The 20279-nt window shown below is 52.6% G+C and carries 23 protein-coding genes; 12 read left to right on the top strand and 11 right to left on the bottom strand.

The genetic code is table 11. From position 1 onward, the window contains the following. Positions 1-111: 111 nt before the first annotated feature. Together PW843_28440 and PW843_28435 are read right to left on the bottom strand one after the other, a co-directional pair. Positions 112-4122: a hypothetical protein gene (locus PW843_28440; protein ID MDE1150496.1), complete on the bottom strand. Its 4011-nt coding sequence runs from the start codon at positions 4120-4122 to the stop codon at positions 112-114. A gap of 40 nt (positions 4123-4162) precedes the next feature. Continuing rightward, positions 4163-4573 (bottom strand): MucR family transcriptional regulator, encoded by a 411-nt coding sequence (locus PW843_28435; protein MDE1150495.1) that lies wholly within the window; start codon positions 4571-4573, stop codon positions 4163-4165. Positions 4574-4856: 283 nt separating this feature from the next. Between PW843_28435 and PW843_28430 the strand changes: the two genes are divergently transcribed. Together PW843_28430 and PW843_28425 are read left to right on the top strand one after the other, a co-directional pair. After that, positions 4857-5720 (top strand): hypothetical protein, encoded by an 864-nt coding sequence (locus tag PW843_28430; GenBank protein MDE1150494.1) that lies wholly within the window; start codon positions 4857-4859, stop codon positions 5718-5720. A gap of 8 nt (positions 5721-5728) precedes the next feature. Beyond that, the gene (locus PW843_28425; protein ID MDE1150493.1) at positions 5729-6052 is read left to right on the top strand and encodes a contact-dependent growth inhibition system immunity protein; all 324 of its coding nucleotides are present in this window, start codon (positions 5729-5731) and stop codon (positions 6050-6052) included. Between the two features lie 14 nt (positions 6053-6066). Here PW843_28425 and PW843_28420 read toward each other — a convergent pair whose 3' ends face one another. From PW843_28420 to PW843_28405, 4 genes are all read right to left on the bottom strand, one after another. Further along, a complete protein-coding gene (locus PW843_28420) occupies positions 6067-6468 on the bottom strand; it encodes a DNA/RNA non-specific endonuclease (GenBank protein MDE1150492.1) in 402 nt (133 codons plus the stop codon). Between the two features lie 38 nt (positions 6469-6506). After that, positions 6507-7853: a reverse transcriptase domain-containing protein gene (locus PW843_28415; GenBank protein MDE1150491.1), complete on the bottom strand. Its 1347-nt coding sequence runs from the start codon at positions 7851-7853 to the stop codon at positions 6507-6509. A gap of 559 nt (positions 7854-8412) precedes the next feature. Beyond that, positions 8413-9579, bottom strand: coding sequence for a hypothetical protein (locus PW843_28410; protein ID MDE1150490.1), 1167 nt, complete (start codon positions 9577-9579; stop codon positions 8413-8415). Between the two features lie 306 nt (positions 9580-9885). Continuing rightward, entirely contained in the window at positions 9886-10227 is a 342-nt protein-coding gene (locus PW843_28405; protein MDE1150489.1) for a helix-turn-helix transcriptional regulator, read from the bottom strand. Positions 10228-10336: 109 nt separating this feature from the next. Between PW843_28405 and PW843_28400 the strand changes: the two genes are divergently transcribed. Genes PW843_28400 through PW843_28385 form a run of 4 tightly spaced genes read left to right on the top strand, consistent with a single transcriptional unit; the run spans position 10337 to position 12573 of the window. Further along, complete coding sequence (locus PW843_28400; protein ID MDE1150488.1) at positions 10337-10540, top strand: helix-turn-helix transcriptional regulator; 204 nt, start codon at positions 10337-10339, stop codon at positions 10538-10540. Between the two features lie 56 nt (positions 10541-10596). Continuing rightward, positions 10597-11910, top strand: a complete 1314-nt coding sequence (locus PW843_28395) for an AAA family ATPase (protein ID MDE1150487.1) — start codon at positions 10597-10599, stop codon at positions 11908-11910. Positions 11911-11953: 43 nt separating this feature from the next. Then, positions 11954-12169 (top strand): helix-turn-helix domain-containing protein, encoded by a 216-nt coding sequence (locus PW843_28390; GenBank protein MDE1150486.1) that lies wholly within the window; start codon positions 11954-11956, stop codon positions 12167-12169. Between the two features lie 47 nt (positions 12170-12216). Next, positions 12217-12573: a hypothetical protein gene (locus tag PW843_28385; protein ID MDE1150485.1), complete on the top strand. Its 357-nt coding sequence runs from the start codon at positions 12217-12219 to the stop codon at positions 12571-12573. Here PW843_28385 and PW843_28380 read toward each other — a convergent pair whose 3' ends face one another. The 3 genes from PW843_28380 to PW843_28370 form a co-directional block, all read right to left on the bottom strand. Continuing rightward, positions 12574-12783: a hypothetical protein gene (locus PW843_28380; GenBank protein MDE1150484.1), complete on the bottom strand. Its 210-nt coding sequence runs from the start codon at positions 12781-12783 to the stop codon at positions 12574-12576. Between the two features lie 383 nt (positions 12784-13166). After that, positions 13167-13556, bottom strand: coding sequence for a hypothetical protein (locus PW843_28375; GenBank protein ID MDE1150483.1), 390 nt, complete (start codon positions 13554-13556; stop codon positions 13167-13169). 258 nt (positions 13557-13814) lie between these two features. Beyond that, positions 13815-14108, bottom strand: a complete 294-nt coding sequence (locus tag PW843_28370; GenBank protein MDE1150482.1) for a hypothetical protein — start codon at positions 14106-14108, stop codon at positions 13815-13817. A gap of 81 nt (positions 14109-14189) precedes the next feature. On the opposite strand from PW843_28370, the gene PW843_28365 reads away from it, so the two are divergent. The 3 genes from PW843_28365 to PW843_28355 all read left to right on the top strand — a co-directional run bounded on the left by PW843_28365 (position 14190) and on the right by PW843_28355 (position 16681). Beyond that, the gene (locus PW843_28365; protein ID MDE1150481.1) at positions 14190-14483 is read left to right on the top strand and encodes a hypothetical protein; all 294 of its coding nucleotides are present in this window, start codon (positions 14190-14192) and stop codon (positions 14481-14483) included. Between the two features lie 14 nt (positions 14484-14497). Then, positions 14498-15433, top strand: a complete 936-nt coding sequence (locus PW843_28360; GenBank protein MDE1150480.1) for an HNH endonuclease — start codon at positions 14498-14500, stop codon at positions 15431-15433. A 75-nt stretch (positions 15434-15508) separates the two neighbouring features. After that, positions 15509-16681 (top strand): hypothetical protein, encoded by a 1173-nt coding sequence (locus PW843_28355; GenBank protein ID MDE1150479.1) that lies wholly within the window; start codon positions 15509-15511, stop codon positions 16679-16681. A 23-nt stretch (positions 16682-16704) separates the two neighbouring features. Here the strand turns inward: PW843_28355 and PW843_28350 are convergent, their stop codons facing one another. After that, on the bottom strand, positions 16705-17664 hold the full coding sequence (locus PW843_28350) for a hypothetical protein (GenBank protein MDE1150478.1): 960 nt from the start codon (positions 17662-17664) through the stop codon (positions 16705-16707). 150 nt (positions 17665-17814) lie between these two features. Here PW843_28350 and PW843_28345 point away from each other — a divergent pair, with 150 nt between their 5' ends. Continuing rightward, entirely contained in the window at positions 17815-18093 is a 279-nt protein-coding gene (locus tag PW843_28345) for a hypothetical protein (protein ID MDE1150477.1), read from the top strand. A 103-nt stretch (positions 18094-18196) separates the two neighbouring features. Continuing rightward, on the top strand, positions 18197-18526 hold the full coding sequence (locus tag PW843_28340; protein MDE1150476.1) for a hypothetical protein: 330 nt from the start codon (positions 18197-18199) through the stop codon (positions 18524-18526). A 294-nt stretch (positions 18527-18820) separates the two neighbouring features. Here the strand turns inward: PW843_28340 and PW843_28335 are convergent, their stop codons facing one another. Beyond that, the gene (locus PW843_28335; protein MDE1150475.1) at positions 18821-19261 is read right to left on the bottom strand and encodes an SDR family NAD(P)-dependent oxidoreductase; all 441 of its coding nucleotides are present in this window, start codon (positions 19259-19261) and stop codon (positions 18821-18823) included. A gap of 116 nt (positions 19262-19377) precedes the next feature. Between PW843_28335 and PW843_28330 the strand changes: the two genes are divergently transcribed. Continuing rightward, a complete protein-coding gene (locus tag PW843_28330) occupies positions 19378-20274 on the top strand; it encodes a LysR family transcriptional regulator (GenBank protein ID MDE1150474.1) in 897 nt (298 codons plus the stop codon). Positions 20275-20279 lie beyond the last annotated feature (5 nt).

The following is a 20279-nucleotide window of genomic DNA, read 5'->3' as shown; positions in this document are numbered from 1 at the left end:
CCCCTTGCTGAGGCCGATTCAGACATCGCTGGCGCGGCCAATGAAGTTAGGCAGCCGGAACTAAGCTCCCTACGGTTAGTTTATATTGAGGAGCGTAATTACAAGTGATCGCTAGTTGGTACTTTTCAAGAAAGTAAGGGTTCCCGTATCCAGTTCGATGTTAATCATTGGGAGCATTGAACGAAATAGGTTTTTCAGTAGTTGCATTCCTTCAGCATCGGACGAGATTATAGACTCTACATCAGAGGAAAATACCCTGGGGTTCGATAAGAACGCCTTTTGATTGTTGATTATGTACTTGAACCTGGATCGGCACCATTCTGCAAATATGTTGATAGACCGAACAGCTATTCTTACATTTTCTAGATATAGAGTAACCTTTAACGCGGCAACAAAAAATTCACCAGGTGAAAGTACTTCACTATTTAAAACACCGACAGCATGCGCTGTATAGCGATCGCGATCGCTTATATCTCCCATGCCACTCACCATTAAAGAATGTACATCTACCATAGATTTAACAGAACTCATCTTCGGATTAATTTGCTCGACGCAACTGAATTTATCGTTAACAACGGCGACAACGCCGAATAATATTAGAGCCTGATGTGCTAATGTAGCGAAAAACTCCAAATCATTGTTATTCATTCCATTAAAATGGCTGTCGGTTAGCTCGACAAGAGGCGGCAATTCTTCTTTTAATTGATATTTGCTATGGATCCATCGCCAGGCCATCAAGTAGGCATCAACGGACATGATGAAAGTGCTATGGTCACTTGTCCTAATACAGTGGGATATTTCGGAAGACCTAACCCAATCCTCAAAACTGGGGACGACCTTTCCCTTGAGTATGGCCCGTAGATTGGTATATATAGCTCCGCCGCCGCATAGTTCTATCTCCGCTGCCGCAAGAAAATATCTACCGGCAACCGGACTGATATTTGTCAAATCCCTCAAATCCGCAGGATCCGGATTACTGCACAAACCAGGAACGGCAATGAATTTTGTAACATCATTATCAAATGAGCGGCCAGAAATGCTGCTCAACATCCAAGCGACGGAATAGTTCACTGCACGAGAGCAGAAAACAAATCGAACTGAAGTCGTATCTATTTCGGCACAGATCTTATCGACGGCCCCTTCCATCATATAGAGCGCTGATTCTCGTTCGCCACTCTTGAATAACGCCACGGCCTCGTCCGCGATAAACCCAATAAACATATAATGCAACGTGGGAAACTTTGCCCCCTCGGCGCAATCGCGCCCCTTACGGAACCAAGCGACAGCAGTTCGCCAGTCACCGATCTCAGCGGCAGAGATACCAGTTTCTCTACAAAAATAACAATATTCGACAGAATCTAAGCCAGCACCGCCAGCTGGGACCATTTTTGCTGCCTCAAGCGACAAAGAATATTTCTTCTGTCGGAAGAAGATTTTTGCTAGCGCTCGATTTATTGAGGGAGTTATGCCACATGTTCCCAGTGCCTCATCAAGACAAGACAGTGCCTCATCCGCTTTCCCTTGATACTGATCCAGTATGATGCTGATGCAGATGAAGCATCCGGCCGCAAGCGCATTATCGCCCCAGCCAAGCGCCTGGTGAGCCATTCGCCGATAGAGTGCGATGGAGCAATCCCAGTCAGTCTTTTCCTTGGAAGCGTCCTGGAACCAGCCACGATCAACCAAAAGTCCATACCCGCGATCACAGGCCAGGAGGTTATCAAGCAAAACCCGTCGTCCGCGCTCATCCTCTTTATCCAGAGAATCAAAAACTTCGGCCAACTCTTGCGTACTATCTATCCCCATACATTGGGCGCCAAACAATGCTCCTAGGGGAGTCTTAAATGCAGAACCCTCAGGTGGTGGAAGTGAAAGCCAATTATCTTCTCGATTTCCGCCATCGACCATCTCGGCAAGTCTCAAAATAAGAGAAGGCCAATTAGGAAGTTTCCCAGCCACTTCTGGATTAGTTAATGCCCTAGTATAGGCGATCTTTTCAAGGTTAGCCCTAAAATCAAGGCTCGTGGCACCCAATTCTTGCGTAAGAGCCGACCAGCACTTTCGCAGTGCTTTAATGTTCTTTGAGTACATTAGGATATGGAACTGAGCTAGGCGCAAGAAAGCCGATACTTCAACGTCCCTGTCAAATATCGGAATGGAAAAATCTAAAACTTTTATAGTTTCGCACCAGTCGGATATGTGCTTCAGATCCTCCGAAGAAGATCTAATGATACCTAGTGCGGCATACCTTAATGCTTCTGTAGATTTTCCTAAAATAGCATGAAGTACCGCAGGATCAAAATCTGCGACATCTATACTTTTCTTCAGAAGCACTTCTTCAGCAGCTATTCTATAAATCTTCTCCATTTCCGGTGCTGACAACATCTCCGCTCCGGCATTGAACAGAAGGGGCGAGATACGGAGACGTTCACCCACTGTGTGTTCTAGCCAAGGACCAATCAGTGAATCGAGATGTTCACCTGCGCTTGGCACCGACGGCGCGACATTTCCGATGGCAAGTGCCACGGAGCGGCTAACGCGGCCTACCAATATGCTAGTACGATAAAGAAGAGTACGTGCTTCAGGTGAAGCTGAACGAATTAGCTGCTGACGGCTAGCCGCCTTTTCATTCTTAGCGTCTACTGAACCTTGTGGGAAAATGAGGTCTTTCCTCTCAGATTCTGGCCAGGAGCGCTTGATGAAGCCCATGATCATGGCTTGTGTGATCTGAGGATGACCAAAGGAACTGGCCAGGTGGATCAGATTTGCCCAGTCGTCCGCAGATCCTCCAGCAAATGTTACCATATCGCGAACTTCATTTAAGGTCAGATCAGGTACCGCCTTGGTTGCTTCCGGAGAAATCCCTAAAATAGAACCAGTTTTCGCAGATAGATCACGATAGGCGGTCACTATAAAAGCGCCATCTCGGCGCAATAATAAATTCCTAAGGCGAATGAACGCGCGGGCAACCGATGGAATTTCTATTTCATTTAAGTCATCAAAAACTATCGCATTAACAGATCCTGAATTCGCCGCCCTAAAAGCTGCGTCCAGTCGATTAATACACTCGGCCTCCCGGAGATCTCGGCAATCTAACACCTTCCAAATGAGCATAGGAAACTGAAGCGAAGCGAGCCTTGCAACGGTCGTCTTCCCTTTCCCGGTGGCGCCCGTCAGTAGGACGCCACCGAATTGGCGTATAATGCCAGCCACATCTCTAGTAAAATCTTTTCTATAAGATAATACGCGTGGTAGCTGAAATTCATCCAGGTCAGACAAAACAGATATAGTATTTTCGAGCCCAAGACCTCTCCCCTCCAAGGTTGTCGGGGCCAAAAGCCGGTTAAATTGCTTACGATCCAGTGTAATACTGCATGCTTTTTTAAGTAAATTTTTAAGATCATCCCTTATAATGGCTCTTTTCTTATTTTCTATTATCGTTTTAATAATGTAATCTAGTATTATGGAGGGTAGATATTCAGAGTCCTCGTAAGGTACACCCAATGTATCCTCAGCATAAGAACCGACCCGCTCCCGCAAATCTTGCCTTACATCATTAATTGGCCTTTGGCCGCAATCCCAATGGATTTTTCTCAACAACTCGCGACGCAAGCTCTCGTCATCGCGCGCCATAATAAAATTATGAGTCTTTTGTGATAAATTAGCTTCTAATAAAATACCCCTCAGGGGTTCAACATCAGCAGAAGATGCTGCTTGCCTCCAATACTCAAGGGTTGGAATATTACCTACCCTATCTGATTTATCGCGCTCCATAGAAATATTTGACGAACATATAAATCTAATTGATACGTTATAATTCAAATTTCTTTCTGATAAATCAACAAGGGCATCTATGGTATCAAGAACATCTTTTGAATTGATTGTAACGCGCCGCGAAGGCGTGTCCTTTACCTCGACGGCGTTCAGGTGATCTTCTATAATCGTGGCATAATCTTTTGTTACTTCTAAATATAGTTTATGCGTCGGCTGCAAATCCAGCCAAGCCAAGCCACTCAGATATAGTTGATAAGCATACCCTCGAAGTGATGCGATTGCCTGGGTTGATGGGTTTCCCTCTGGTTCGCGAAAGAGACCGACGTCAAGTTCGAGATTTGATATCATTTTAAAAGCGCCGCCCTCCTCGAGCCAGGGGACCCGTGGCTTATTTGCTCAAAGCCCTGCGCATATTAGCGGATCCAAGACCAATCTCCTTGGCCAAGCCCGAACGCTTCTCAGCATAATTGGGGGCGACCATGGGGTAATCGGACGGCAGGCCCCACTTCGCACGGTATTCGTCCGGCGTCAGGTTGAAGGCCGTGCGCAGATAGCGCTTCAGCATCTTCAGCTTCCGGCCATCTTCCAGGCAGATGATGAAATCAGGCGTGACCGATTTCCGAACAGGTACAGCAGGCACCAATTTAGCTTCAGGAACGGGTTCTGGCGCCGGGGAATCGGTGCGAACTAAGCTTCCATAAACTGACTGGATCAACCCAGGTAGTTCCGAAGGCGGGATCTGATTCTTCGTAACATAGGAGGCAACGATGTCGGTTGCCAGTTCTAAGAAATCGCTCATGATCGGTTCCGTTATTATCTCTAGCGCTATCGTACAGGTCCGTGATGCGCCGTCTACCATCGATTATCAAAAATCTTTATGATTCGCCAGTTTGAAGGCGATCTCTGTTCGATTATTCTTTCTAACCATTTGTGATCGAGGGCCCTTATGACGCCCGGCCGTGCGTATGCCGTCGTCGGCAATAGGCCTGCCCATTGGGCGTACCGCCTCGCTCCACATTGAAGAAATAGCCCGCCATTCCACCCTTGATGATGCGCCGTGGCAGCATGCAGGAGCGGGACCAATGGATGGGCTGGAATGGCTTCGGGAAACCGATGCGGAGGCCGTGGCAGGTGACGACGGCGGCCTGAACATCGTCCTCTCCCCTGTCCAGCTATCCGCCGTCCTCCAGGGGTTATCGATCACCAGCACCGAGACCGACACCGGCCATTTCATGACACGGGCGTTCGGCGCGCTGGAGGTCGTCGGCGGCGCCATCGAATTCATGGGTGCGTCCTTCCTGATCGTCACGCCAGAGCCCACCATGTTGACCAAAGTCGGCGGCACGGTTATGGCCTTCGACGCCGTAGATAATGTCTCCACCGGCATCAAGAAGCTATGGACTGGTCGCGACTACAGCACCCTGACGTATCAAGGCGCCGCAGCTGCTGCACGCGCCCTGGGCTGTGATCCTGAAACCGCTGACGAAGTCGGATTGGCCGTAGAGATCGCCGTGCCTGTTGGGCTGGCCGCCAAATGGGCTGCGCTGCGCGTGATCTCAATCAGGAACGGATGGATCAGCGTCGCGGTCGAAGATAAGGCGGGCGGCCACATCATCGAACGACATGTTCGCAAAGAGGAAGCATACCTGCGGCAGCGCCTGATCAACGAACCAACGATCCCCGGCGCCGGGACCTTTATCACCCGGCTCGAAGCGGAGAAATTCATCAGCCAGGTGATGAAGGCCAATGCCCCGAAAATTCAGCAATGGGCTTCGACCAGTTCGAAGACGTTGCGGCTCAAGTACGACGCGGGTCAATCGGTTGGCTGGGTCATCCCGCGTGCCGCCGGTACCATGCAACACACGTCCAAGATAATCGTGGTGTTGCGGCGGGCGACCTCCGGCCCCAAGGTCTACTTCATCATCACAGCTTACCCATCGGTCTGAAGGCAATCATGGAAAGCGCTATCGAGCTTGAGTTCCCGGCACTGCTCCAGATCATCGGCGGCTACCTGAATCAGGACCACACCATCTACGGGCCGGAGTTGGAGGATGCCGTGATGGCTTTCATCGCTGACGCGTCGGCCGATGAGATAAAACAGGGTCGCGACGACATCGCCCGTTTCCTGAAGACCAAGGCTGGCGGCCTGGACGCGGCGCTTGAGGAACTAACCAGCGGCGACTGGGCGCGTGAGCCGGGTACGACGGCAGGAGAATATCTGCATTGGCTTGACGGCCTGTTGGCGCTATCTCAGGAGCATGACGGGCATCCGATTTGATCGGACTTCCGGCATTAATGAATGTGGCAGCTCGCCTGTTTTTGCTTCTGGAATCCTTGCGTATCGGCAGGCCAGACGGTGCTGACGACGGTCTTATCGATATTGGCTGGCAACGGCAGCGTGAACCCAGCGGCCTGTTCGACCTGGTTGATGGACACGGCGTATGGGGCCAGGTCACCTTTGGGCGTCGGGACGTTTTCCATGATGAAGGCGGCGACCTGGCCGGTGCCGTCTACGACCACCTTCCAATATGCGGATGGAATGGCGACTTCATCGGTGCCGATGGTTTCCACGGGCTCTTTCCAGATCGGGCCATCCATGACGATCAAAGGGCCGCGTGATAGCGCCCAGGCGCGTGTTGCCTCTTCCAAGGTTTCCCATTCCCATTGATTGAGACGGGACGCCTGCGGGCTCATGTTCGATAGAACGTTCAACCTCGCCCAATATATAAAATTTAATCGCAGTTAGCGTCATTTTGCTTTGTGCAGCGGTCCACCATTTCCTGGAGAATCCTCCGAAAAGAGCGTTCAAATCGTAATATTTGGTGAGTTATTTTCTCACCATCGCCGAATTCCTTCGCGGAGTTTCTGGCATACGAAGAAAAGTTTCTAAACTGTGGAAGCAAGAATCGGCGACGCAAACTCTTTGTCCAAATCTTATCCGCCTTACCTGCGCGTATTCTTTCTTCAGCAATTTTTCCTGTGCGTCTAACCCTGCGTCGCATTTTGCGCCATTGCCTTGACAAAGAGCTTGCTCTGATTCCAGCCCCTCCAGGATAAAAAGAAAATCCTAAATATTGGGCTGATCTTGTTCCATATATCTTCGATGTTGTCGTATCAAAAATAACTTTCTCGGTCTTGTCTGCACTTATTGCCAATCTTTCCAGCAGGATTAACTCTGAGAACTTTGATTCGGCAATATCAACGTATTCAACTGGACATATTATCAATATGTCGTCAGAATACCTCCTATAGATGCCACCAATAGACTGACAAAATTCTTGCATAGATTTATCAAAATCTATCATATAAAGGTTTGCCATGGTTGCGCTTATAGGGGTTCCTTGTGGTATTCCTGCGTGCGGCAACGGATTTTGGTGAAAATTTATTCCAGCGGCCTTTATGTCCTTAATGGAGGCGATTTGGCCACTCCCAGGGGCTGTCATGGACGCGGCAAATCTATCATGCGATTTCAGATCATCTTTATCTACGTAATGAAATTTAGTTATGTATCTAAATATATTGAACCAATCTTCCGGCAGTTTATTCAAGCCTAGAACGCGTTTCAGGCGTTCTTTGAGGAGCTTGTGATCTAGGGTGTCGAAGAATTTTGAGACATCGAACGCCAATATTCCACATGGTGCCATGTGTAGCGCTATTTTATATACCTCTGAGGAAAAATGATAATTTGCGCGACCAAGGGCTCTATAAGCAATTATTTCTTTATTTAGATTCCAATCAAGATATAGCTTATCTAACAGTCTTCCAATGACCATAGAATAGTATGATAGTATGCATGCATCGCGATGAGACGCGTACATTATTGGTCTCGACTTCACCACAGTCTCGTTCAGAGATGGCTTATATCTCTTTGTGGTTTTTATATACTTAATTAGCGGCTTGAAGTGATGGTTGGCCACGAACTCCGCGTCCATGGCCCTCTCTGTGAAGGATTCGCCGACGGGATGATCAAAGTGCTTATAGCGGCGCGGCTTAAACCACTCAGTGCTCAATTCTATTGCCCTTATCGCAAAGTCCGGAGAGTTAGTTCTGGCTCTGAACCCCAGCTTTGGGCTGGACACTCTCCGGACGCACGCACACCTTCCGACTGATTAGCGCCCCTATCGTGCTATTGGGCGCCTCACCGCCGCGAGCCTGTAAAACGCGAGGTGCTATGATGCGACCACGGAGGTCCGAGCGGTGTCACCCGATGCTGTGCTTCACGCTGCTGATGCAGATCGTGCGCCTGGTCATCGAAATCCTACTCGACGGTTCCAACGGTCCGACCAATCCGGCCAATTCCGGCGGCTCCTGACACATGGACATCAAATCAGGAGCGGACAAGGGTGTCCGGTTAAACTTTTCATCGTATTTGAAAAAAATTAGCTAGACATACAACTGAAGACCGTTCTGCGCGCGCCTGTTTCCCCGGGGAAACCCGGCTCGTGCTTGTGGCTCGAAGATGAGCGGCCCATATGCCCTTAACGTTATGAGGAGCGGCCGGACACATGGCCCGGCCGTTCCACCCTACTACCCGCGTCACGCGGGCTGACAGTTCACTGCCTCGGGCTGCCCGTTAGACCAGTTGCTTCACCAGTCCGTTTCCCAGGCGTTATCTGGATACCAACGGTGAACCCGCCGTTAGAGATGCGGCCCGGCCGTCTTCTCCTGCACGGGCGTCTTCGCCTGAAGCGTCGCCTGATCGATCAGCGTCACGCTGAGCACCAGCACACCGGCATCCCCCATGTCCCGTTGCGTGTACGTCTGGATCTCATCCACCGACGCCGAAAGCTGATAGTCCTTCGGCAAGCGGCTGGCGCTCGGCCCCCAGCCAAAACTCCGTCCATTCGCCGCCGCCGGAGGAACCCCATACTTGGCGATCAACCCCTTCCGGACTTCATCGACGGAGGCCTTGCTGGCGTTGCTCAGCACCTGCCGGACGATGACGCTGGTCGCCTTGCCGTTCCCCAGCTTGTAGAGCACGCACACCGCGCCAACGGTGGGGGCATTCATCACCGTCATAAGGGCGCCGCCACCACATTCGTTATCGCTGCCGGGGCCGCCCATGATCAGCTTCTTGGCGTCGGGGAACGATGCCTTCGCCGTCGAGGTCAGTTCGCTTTCGGTCATCCCCAGCTTCAGGCCGCTGACGTTCCAATCACCCGTGGCCACAACCGCCGGGCCGGTCGAAACAGCCGTGGGCGTGTATTCCATCAGCACCTTGCCGTCAGACTTCTTCAGCGTGATCTTATCGATGGCGAACAGCACCGTGTGGAAGCTGTCCAGCGCACCGTTGGGATCGCCGACACCGGCGAAGTGGCCGACGACCGCCGCGCTGATCCGTTCGTTGAAGAGCTTCCTGGCCTCATCCACCGGCACCTTGAAGGCGAACGCGGAACCGTTCTGGAAGCCCACCTGATAGTTCTGACCGTGAAAGGCCTGCTTCAGGTAATGGCCCGACGTGAACGCGCTGATCGTGTACTGCCCGGCGGCGACATCGTACTCACCCAGCCCGATGTTGAGATCGATCTCAAGCGGAGTCGATTCACCGAGTTGGGCCTGCTCCGCCTTCAAGCGGTCCACTTCCTTCTTCTGGGCAGCAGGCCGGTCGAAGGCGCTTACCCCAGAGACGGATCGAGACCAACCGGCGGCCTGGTCCAGGTCCAGCCATTCACCACTTTTCTTGTGGTAGTACAGCACCACCATCTCCCCGGTCATCGGAACGGGATCAGGTGCTGCCTGGGCGCCATAGGCACCGAACAGAATGCCAGTCGCCAGGGTGACTACGACTGCGGCTCGCGAAAACATCAAAGCTCTCCACGTCAGGATACTCCCGCCTAACGTGCATGACGGCCCGTCACCAAGATACGTGGGGAATTCCCCATATTCCCTTTCTCTTCAAAATGTGCATATGAGCGTGATTCCTTTATCCAAATCCTATTTCGGCTCCAGAATTCCTTTTAGAAAAGGAATTCCAATTCCTATTAAATAAATCGTAATTCGGATTTAAGGATTGCACAAGAATGTCGTCAGGAAAACCGCGCAAGTTATCCAAATAATAAGCGGCGTGTCTATATGGGGAATACCCCATATTGCTTCATCCCGAACGAGCAGCTAGCTCAAGGCCTTCTTCGGTTTGGCCTTCGCCTTCTGGGCGGCGCCAATCATCTCAACGACGACATGGCGCAAGGGATCATCCATGCTTTTCAATGCCACGACGGCACGGGCAATTTCGACGTCACGAGGCTTTTCGACCTCGACATCAAGCAGGAGATCGTTGGGGGTCATCCCCAGCAAATCGCAAATCCTGACGAGAAGCTCGAAGTTCGGCTCGCGCTCATCCGACACGTACCTGGCGTATCGAGGCTGGCTTAGTCCCAGGCCGTGGGCGACGTCCGAATCCGTCAAGCCCAACGCTTGTGATCGAGCCCTCAGTTTTGCGCCAAATCCCTTCATGTCGAGATTTGTGGCGCCCCAGCCTCATCCTTGCTATTACCGTTTTGGCAATAATTTTCATGCCATTCCGACATTATCCTTATCGCCGATTTCCCCGGCGTCTGAGCCCATGACTGTTACGCTGACATTTCGTGAAGCCGAGTGCCTGCGGCTGCTGGCCGAAGGGGAAGGCGTCAAACACATCGCGTTCGAATTGGGCATCAAGCCCAAGTCCGTGGACGCCTATCTGCTTCGTGCGCGCCGGAAATTGGGGGCCAAGACGTCCACCCATGCCGTCGCCGTGGCCATGTCCATGGGCTTGCTGAAACCATGAACGCCGCCCGCAGCACATCAAGGATTCGAAACCTCCTGAAATGCTGGAGGACCAGGTTGCCGGACGAAATCGTTCTGGCAAACCAGATCGAGGTCGCCCTGATCACGACCCTCAAGGAAATCTCCGATCACGTGGTGACGCGGATCAGGATTCCGGACATCGAGCATGCCACGGACAAAGATTGGCTGAACGTCGCTTCTGGGCTGGTCGCTGATAAGGATCCGTTCCCTTATCGAGAGGACATCATTGGAAGCGCGCTATGGCTGGCTGCGGGCGATATCCCGTGGGCCAGACTCATGCTGGTCCTTTATGCCTCTCAAGTCGCGGCGAACAAGCTGAGCCAAGTTCATCGTTTGGCTAGGAATCTTTCCTGCGGCCAATTCGATCCGGTCACGGTGCTGAAAGATTACCGGGCGTTGGACACGGTGAGGGATGCCGTCACCGAGGACATCCGCACCGAATTGCTCAAGGAACAATCCCAGCAGTTGCCGGAAACCAACAGCCAGACGATGTGGTTCAGGCCGGTTCCGTTCACAGCGGATCTTGGAAAATACGAAGCCCTGCGTCGGCCGATGAGGTTGGTGGGCACCACCGATCTGGTGTCCGCACAGAAAACCCTGGTTTCCGAATTCCCATGGCTGGCCGAAATCATCGAGTCGATCATGATGGATCTGCGCCTCGGCCAAGCTTGTGGGCGTCCCTACATTCGTATTCGGCCCGTCTTGCTGCATGGCGCGTCTGGGATCGGGAAAAGCCGATTTGCGCGACGGCTTCTGGAGGTGTTGCAGATTCCCGTCACGACGATCATGGCGGCGGGAGTGTCCGATAACAGAATGATGGCCGGGACGGCGAAGGGATGGTCATCGGCCACGCCCAGCTTGCCGGTGAAGACGATGTTGGCTGACGGGGTGGGCAATCCCGGTTTCATCATTGAAGAGATCGATAAGGTCGGCGGTAGCGATCAGGGTGGCAGGCTGGCCGACACGTTGTTGGCCATGACCGATCCCGAGGTCTCGAAACGGTGGTTCGATGAATGCGTTTCGGCATCGGTGAACCTGTCGAAGATGAACTGGATCATGACGGCGAACCGGCTTGACCAGGTGCCCGCGCCTCTTCGCGCCAGGTGCATGGTGTTGCTGGTCAAAGGCCCGCAGCTGACGAACTTCGAAGCCGTCCTCAGAACCGCGCAACGGGACATCGCCGACGAGTTCGATATCCACCATGCGATGCTGCCTCGATTGGACGAGCAGGCCGTTGAACTGATGCGCCGGGAATTTTGGCGTGGCGAACTGAATGCCCGACAGTTAGCCGGAATGGTTCGGCGTGCCCTAACTATCGCCGCCGGCGGCGGCGAACATCTCGTCAGCTAATTTCCCAATGCCGAGGTCATATTCCCCTGCCGTGGGCGCGCGAATGGCCGCCCGCGACCTTGGGAGGGTGCTGCGCGCAGCCAGACTGCGGCGCCGCATGTCCAAGACCGCAGTCATCAATCTGGCGCTCATCTCCCAACAAACGCTGGATCGCGTTGAACAGGGCGACCCCACCGTTTCCTTCGGCGCCTATGCCGTCGTGCTGCATGCGGTTGGCCTGGGCAGCGCAATGGTGCTGCTCACCGACGACAACGGCTAACAGGGCCGCGTTCGGCCGCCCGCCATCTGAATCTTGAAAGGAAAACCATGATCTATACCGACCGTCCCTATGCTCCTAAACTGGCGGCCAGGGAAGCCGACATTTACTGGCGGCTCAGCAACGATCTCAATCTCTTTGCCCTGGGGCATTCGCCACACATGGAGATCCTGGCGGGGGCACCTATCATCGAAAATTACGCGATCTTTGAACGTCCCAGCATCTCGCTGCGCGGCATAGTCACCGATCACCCGCGTCTTGGGAACGGCCCGGTGATCACCAGCCAGGTGCTGCTGTTCAATATCCCCGATGGCTGGATCCGGACGCGGTCTCGATATTATCGCCTTGGCCAGCCCCATGAGATGTTCGACAGGGACGCAGGAAGTACCCTGTTGCCGACACGGTGATCACATCAGCTTGACGCCGGGGGCGGGTGATTGGGCCAGTAGCTCATCGACGGCGGTCATGATCCGCTTCGACAGCAGGTACTGGTCCATATCCCCCTGGGCCATCCATTCATCGGCCCGCATCGCAGCGAAGACGGCTGCCTCGGCACCGAAGCGCTTTACCAAGGCGTAAGCGGCGGCCCACACGTCCCGGTCGCTGACATCGGCCATCACGGGTCTCCATTCGTCGACACGTCATAGTAACCAAATCACAATAGAATGAATTCGGAAATTACGCTTTCACGTCACAATAATCTAATTCTTATCCAGAATTACGCGAGGCTGCTTCATGTGAATTGACATAACAAAATATTTCAACATACGATTACAGTATTAAAAAGGATATAAAATGAACCGTAAGAAATATATAAATATATTTGATTATGCATACTGCATCAGGGAAAATCTAAGGTCAGGGCATACCGAGGCTGCCAGGCATTTGCTAAATCAATTGAAAGAGAATGGCTATGGAAATTTATCAGATGGCGATATAATAAATATATTCCCGCCATCTGATAAAAAGACATTACACAAGAGAACAAAAGAATCCAGATCTAAATTTTTGGAACGTCTGGGTCATATTTTTCTTTATTTGATAAATCGATGAGATTCAGCAAATTTTCCTTAAAGTATTTTTCTGCGGCAGCTACGCTTAAAAATCTACCAACAGGATTCCCATGGGAGTTATACAGAACGGCACTAGATTTTCCTGAAGGCCAATAGAATTCAACAATATAATAACCATACTCCAGCTCTATCATCTTCGAAGAAGAAGGTGCCATGCTGAGATTTGCATAAAGATACGCAGTTGAATTATCGATATATCTGTGAATTGCTTCTATTGCAGCCGCAATCGTAGGAAAAACCCCAAGATCAGTGCCGTCCGTCCCTACCGCCCTCCAAGCTTCTCTTCCATTCTCTGTTTTTTCTTTATATACTGACAATCTATTTCTCCTGCCAATTTCTTGTGTAGATTAACTCGTCGCCATTGGGTTCTAAAATCTCTAAGTTTCTGAGAAGCCCTTCCTCAGAATAAAGATTGCGAGCCGCAGCCACTGAGCAATTCGATGCGGGCGATATTTGAACAACTGGTAGAGTGCTGTCAACGACAGCCAGCTATTAGCAAGCCTATGCGATGAAGAACATAACAGTGCAGCCCCGCCCCCTGTATCAGGCCCTCACGCGCCCGGTAGCCAGGATTCCTACTGCCCGTTCCTGGTCGCCCGCATGCCGCCTTCCAGGGCTTCGGTCTCGCACACGAACGCCCCCTGTTTGGTGGCTGCGTACCACCGCTGGCCCTTGAAATGGAAAACGCCGGTGGCCGTGTTCACCCACACCACGACATCCTTCGGGCAATGGGCCTGGGCTGACTGCTCTGTCTGGAACAGCGTCACAGACGCGGCCGACGAAACCTGAGCGCCTGTGAACAGCAGCCCGATGGCCAGCAACGTCGCTGCCGCCAAATCTTTCAGCCGCCGAAGCCCGACAACCTGCATTCCCTGATCACTCCACCAGTTGCATTTATGAATCCAGAGGATACCATCCTCAGCGTGCATACACCGATCAGGAATTCAACAATGCGCTATCTGGCGTTTATCACCGTCGCGCTATGCGGCCTGGCCCTCAGTTCAACGGCTGAAGCACGCGGCCATGGTGGTCATAGCGGCCATAGCCACGCCCGTAGCCATCGATCCTACAGCCATGACCACTACGTCCGCCCTCATGTCACCAAGCGGGGCACCTACGTCCACGGGCACATGCAGACCAACCCGAACAAGACCCGCAACGACAACTATTCCACCAAGGGCAACACAAACCCCTACACTGGCCAGTCCGGCACCAAGCCCCGCGACGGCCAAGCTCCCCACTGACAACGGCCCAGAGCGTGATCAGCATCTTCGTCGCCGTCACCGATTTCGACTGGTACCAATATCTCGCTGCCCAGCCCGGCCTTGAGGAGGTCAACTTCTGGCAGCCCGGCGGCAAGACTGCCTTCAAGGCCCTCAGGCCAGGTGAGCTATTCCTGTTCAAGCTCCACAGCCCGCGCAATTTCATCGTGGGCGGGGGCATATTCGGGCACGCCTCTTTCCTTCCGGTTTCCATGGCCTGGGAAGCCTTCGGCCATAGCAACGGCGCCACCTCGCTTATGGAGATGCGAACCAGGGTAGCGCGCTATCGTCGGGAACAGCCGGATCATCGTCAGGACTATCAGATCGGCTGCCGCCTGCTCGAACAGCCCTTCTTCTTCCCAGAGGATCAATGGATCCCAGTCCCACAGTCCTGGTCTCCCAACATCGTCGTCGGGAAATCCTTTTCGGCCGACGAAGGTGATGGTCGATTCCTATGGGATGCGGTCCAGGACCGTCTTCAGGGCCTTCCCATGGCTGCACCGCGTACTACCATCGATGACGCGCCCATCCGCAGATATGGCGCCCCCACGTTGATCACGCCACGCCTGGGACAGGGTACGTTCCGCGTCGCGGTTACCGACAGCTATGGACGCCGGTGCGCGGTGACAGGCGAGAAGACGCTGCCTATCCTCGACGCCGCCCATATCAAGGATTTCGGCGAAGGCGGTGATCACACCGTGGACAACGGCCTGCTGCTTCGCACCGATATCCATCGCCTGTTTGATCGAGGGTACGTCACCGTCTCGGATGACCATCGGTTCATCGTCAGCCGCCGCCTGAAAGAAGATTTCGACAACGGACGGCACTATTATGAACTCCACGGAACGCCGATCAGGTTACCTGATACACCGGCAGCCCGGCCGTCAGCAGAAGCCATCAGTTGGCATTGGGACAATCGCTTTCTCGGATAATACAGAATATTACGAAAGACCACGCAATAATTTCCATATCAAGAACAGGATGCCAAAGATATGACTAGAAAACTCATGAAACGCCACAAGTTCATTCATGACGACTTTGCGTCGTCGCTTGGCATCCTGGCGGGTGATTTACTGGAATGCCTCTATAATTTCCAGGAATTTCCATCTGGATACGCGGCTATCATAGATAATACAGAGGATGTTCGGTTGAACAAAATAATATCATCAATATTTTATTCATTGACTCCTAACAATAGAGATTCAAATGTAATTCTGCGCTTCGCAAGAGAGCGCGGCAATACTAGAATTGATGACGATCTTCGTTTGACTAGAGCGACTATTGCGTCGGAGACGCAAAATATATCAGCCTTTCCGGATTTGTCTATTTTTATAATTTATTTATCAACAATACTGGCACAACATAGATTTGTTGAAATATTTTGCGGAATTGGAAGCAATGAAGAAAGAATGACAGGCCATATAATATCAGAGATATTTAGCTCTATAGAATATGTCTCAAGGGAGACAATTTCTAATATGGAATTATTATCAAAGAAAAGAAAATATTCTGGGACGTGGCGAAAAGAAATAAATAACTACATTAGTTTTCTAAAAAATTCCGTTCAATTTGCTTATGCTGATATTGCAAATCATAAACAGGAAAAGGACACGGGAGGAGATTTTGGTATTATATTTGTTTTCCCAGGAAACAATGGAGAAATGGCGTACATACCATTGAGATTACAAGCAAAAAAAGCAAATAAGTCAGGCGTTTCTGACATAAGCCCAAAAAGGCGTAAAAAAGATTACCAGCTTAGCCGACTTGAAGAAAGTGGATGCGGATATTATATATATTATTTTGAGGGAGAAGCCAATTTCAAACCAATTATCCCATTAATTCAGAGCTGCATAGATGTTAGAAAGCAATATGTTGACGATGGGAAAAGCACATTTAGGGTAAATACATTTATCGGATCGCAGGATTTGGCATCTTTCTTTTTAGATATACTATCATTCGAAACGGAATTAATCAGGAAGAATTCGATGGCCGAAGCTATCGGAATCTTAAAAGGTAAAAATTACGATCCGCCAAATTTCTTAATTGCAATAACAGCCTCTGCGCCACCTACTTATCAAGTTAGAGTTGATCTCCGGCGTGCGCTACCGGAGAACAGGCATCTAAAAGAGGAAAACAGGACAGTACGACGCAAAAACCTCAATCACAATCCCTTAGACTAAGACTGTGGCTATATTTTAGAATATCAAGGAACATCAATACCGTCATCTTCTCCTCCCATCTGCAAAGCCTGTAAGAGAGCGGCGACGTCAGCATCAGGCAGGTCCCCCTTAGTCCTATTGGCTGCCCAAGAGGTTATCTGGATGTTTCCAGGCTCATAGTGCCCATCCGAACAAATCCGATCCACACTCGGCTGTAACCACTTATCACCCTTGATTAGCTTACGCCTTGTTATGGCACACCGATAATCTTTCTCCTCAAGAAGTCTAATAATTTCCAACTCAAGCTCAGCCTTCGTGAACCGTATCTCTTTATTCTTAATTACCCTCTCTACGATCTGCCCGTTAGAATGCTTAGCCGTATTCATTACGCTGTCAGTCATCCTTGCAACTTCACGGAGCCATTCATCTGGAGCTACCGGTACATCCGGGCCAGGCTGCCATCCAGCGGCCATAGCGGCGTCCATCATATCTTGCCTAGTATGCCATTCAGTTAGCGGCTGCCCCATGATCAGCTGGATGAAGTAGCGATCCTCCTTGATCGTTCCCATTGTGGCCTGCTGTGTCAGCCAGTTTATGGCCTTAGGATGGAGCGTATGCCGCTCCAGCAGCCGACCAGCCCGGTCAGAATTCTTCCACCCCCCATCGATCTTACGGGCTAACAGGTAAGATTCTCGCGCGTCCGGAGGATTGGAATTTTCCTCCATATAGGTGTCGATGATCTCGTAGCCTGGAACTGCATGCCCCCAGTAGAGATACCCAGGGCCAAGAGTCAGCCACAGATCATCCGCGCCAGACTCGCAGAATCTACCGATGTCGTTGGTGTAGCGTGTGGCTATTCCCGAATCCACCGGGGCGCCGGTTCTGTCCGAGATTTGGCTCCGAAACCAAGCCTTTGTGCCAGGGACATCTCCTTGTCTCCAGAGGTCGAAGGCTTGCTTCGCCACTCCGAAAATCAGGTACTGCTCTTCCAGCCCCAGAGCCAACCAGCGCCCCTTCGACCCTAGATTAATTGTCCGGACATTCGGCATCGCTTCCACCCGATTAGCTGCTCGCTGCGGCGTGACACCAATTTAAGCGGACAGATAAAAGGCACCTTGCCCGCGTCACGTGCACAACCTAGAATTATGCAAGCGATGAGCTATCACAAGGGAAACCCCATGCGCCATCTCGTTGTTGCCTTCCTCGCCGCCACCCTTTTGGCTTCTCCGGCCGCATTGGCCGCCGAAGGCAAGCACTATTCCGACCCCGCCGCCGCAGCTAAGGCCTGCAAGTCGCCCGTTGTGTGGGTGAACCCCAATTCCCAGATCTATCATCTGCCGGGAAGCCACTACTACGGCACGACCAAGGACGGTTACTACATGTGTGAAAAAGCGGCCCAGGCCGCCGGAAACCGCCAAGCTGATAGCCATTGAATAGATTGACCATATGTCATCTTTTTCAAAGCGCAATATGACGCGCCGGATTCAGGCACCCTATTAGATATCAACATGATGGACGGGAAAGATGTTTAAACACATGGCGACAAAATCCACGCAAAAGCCTAAAGCAAAACTTGGTGATTATTGCATTACGGCGGCGCAACACAATAATCCTGATAACCATTGTGCATCACAATTTTTCATAAGAATTTATCAACACAACATTCTTTCCGGTCTCGATGAATGGAGTGTAATTGGTTGGAGGAATTCCTACTATGTTGTGGACTTATTAAAGGGCGGCGAGACAGTTTACTCAGCAAAAGCAAATGGAAAGAATCCGTACCTTGGGGACAAAATAGAATTTGAGCTAAGAATAGCTCATAATGGAGTCAATTATAAAATCGAAGATATGCCAACAAAAGAATAGTTGAATCTACACGCATAAAGCGTCTGATCTACTTTTTCAGAAAATTTCGCGCACCCAGAATTATATAACCAACACCTCCGCAGCGTTATCCACGCCCCGGCGCCGACTGCCCCCAAAAGCTAAGGCGGCGGCGGGGGGTGGGTAACGCGTTCTGCACCGCCGTAAACTTTCTTGCCCCAAAACATACCAAAACAACCCATTCGTTTACGATTTCAACGGATGGCCACTCAAATATCTTGAAAAATATGATATAATTCAGTAACTTAAGATGTAGTTTACGGTGACCGACGTCCGTTAATAGAGCTGTCCCCCAGCGGATGAGAACTGCAGCACGTGGCCGCCGCCCTGGGCGCGCAGATGGGGCAGGACCGCGCGGATCAGTTGGATGGAGCCGATCAGGTTGGTGTCGATCTGATGGCGGATCTGGTCGTCCGTCACCTCCTCCGCCGCCCCGAACAGGCCGTAACCGGCATTGCTGACAACCACGTCTATGCGGCCGAGGTCAGCGAAGGCCTGGTCCACCACCCGGCGGATGGCGACGGTGTCGGTGAGGTCCAGGGTCGCGATCCGCAGGCGGTCGCCGTGTGGGGCCTTCAGATCGTCCAGCGCGCCTTCGCGGCGCAGGGTGGCGGCCACCCGGTCGCCCCGGGCCAGCAGCTTTTCCGTCAATATCCGGCCGAAACCGGACGAGGTGCCGGTGATGAACCAGGTGCGGGGCGGGGTTTGGTTGGTCATGGCGTCGTTCCTTCATGGAGTACCGGCGCTTGCGTGCCGGCCGTCTTCAACAAGGTAGGCGCCATCCAATCATGGTACTATCCGCACAGTTCCGCATGACCTGGTGAAAATTTCCCATGAATAGCCCGCCCACCCTGGCCGACCTGAAGGCCTTCGCCGCCATCGCGGCCCAGGGCGGTTTCCGCAAGGCGGCCGACAATTTGGGCCTGTCGCCCTCCACCCTCAGCCACATCATGCGCACGCTGGAACAGGATTTGGGCGTGCGGCTGCTGCACCGGACGACCCGCAGCGTGGCGCCGACGGAGGCGGGGCACCGGCTGCTGGAACGCATCCGCCCGCTGTTGCGCGACCTGGATTTGGCCCTGCAGGATATCGGCGACAGCCAGGGCCAGCCGTGCGGGTCCCTGCGCATCAACGCCAATGAAGGCGCCAGCCGCCTGTTGCTGCGCCAGGTGGTGCCGGCCTTCCTGGCGCGCTATCCCGGCATCGCGCTGGACCTGGTGACCGACGGGCGGCTGGTGGACATCGTCGGCGACGGTTTCGATGCCGGCGTCCGGCTGGGCGAGGCGGTGCCCCTGGACATGGTCGCGGTGCGCTTCGGCGGCCCGGTGCGTTTCCTGGCGGTGGTGGCCCCGGCCTATCTGACGGGCCGCGCAGCACCACAAACCCCCGACGATTTGGCCCACCACGACTGCATCCGCATCCGCATGCCCAGCGGCAAACCCTACCGCTGGGAATTCGCCCGCAACGGGCAGGAGATGGCGGTGGACGTGCCCGGCCCCCTGACCCTGGACCACGTGGAGCTGATGGCGGAGGCGGCGGCACAGGGGCTGGGCATCGCCTATGTTCCGGACCGCACGGCCCGGCCCTACCTGGACAACGGCGCCCTGGTGCCGGTGCTGGACGACTGGTGCCCGGCCATCCCCGGCCTGTTCCTGTATTATCCCGGCGGCCGGCACCTGCCCGCCACCCTGCGGGCCTTCATCGACGTGATGAAGGAAATGGCCGCCTGATCCGT

This window comes from Azospirillaceae bacterium, from assembly GCA_028283825.1.
Taxonomy (GTDB): domain Bacteria; phylum Pseudomonadota; class Alphaproteobacteria; order Azospirillales; family Azospirillaceae; genus Nitrospirillum.
The sequence above is the reverse complement of the archived record's forward strand: the minus strand, read 5'-3'. Positions and strand labels throughout refer to the sequence as shown.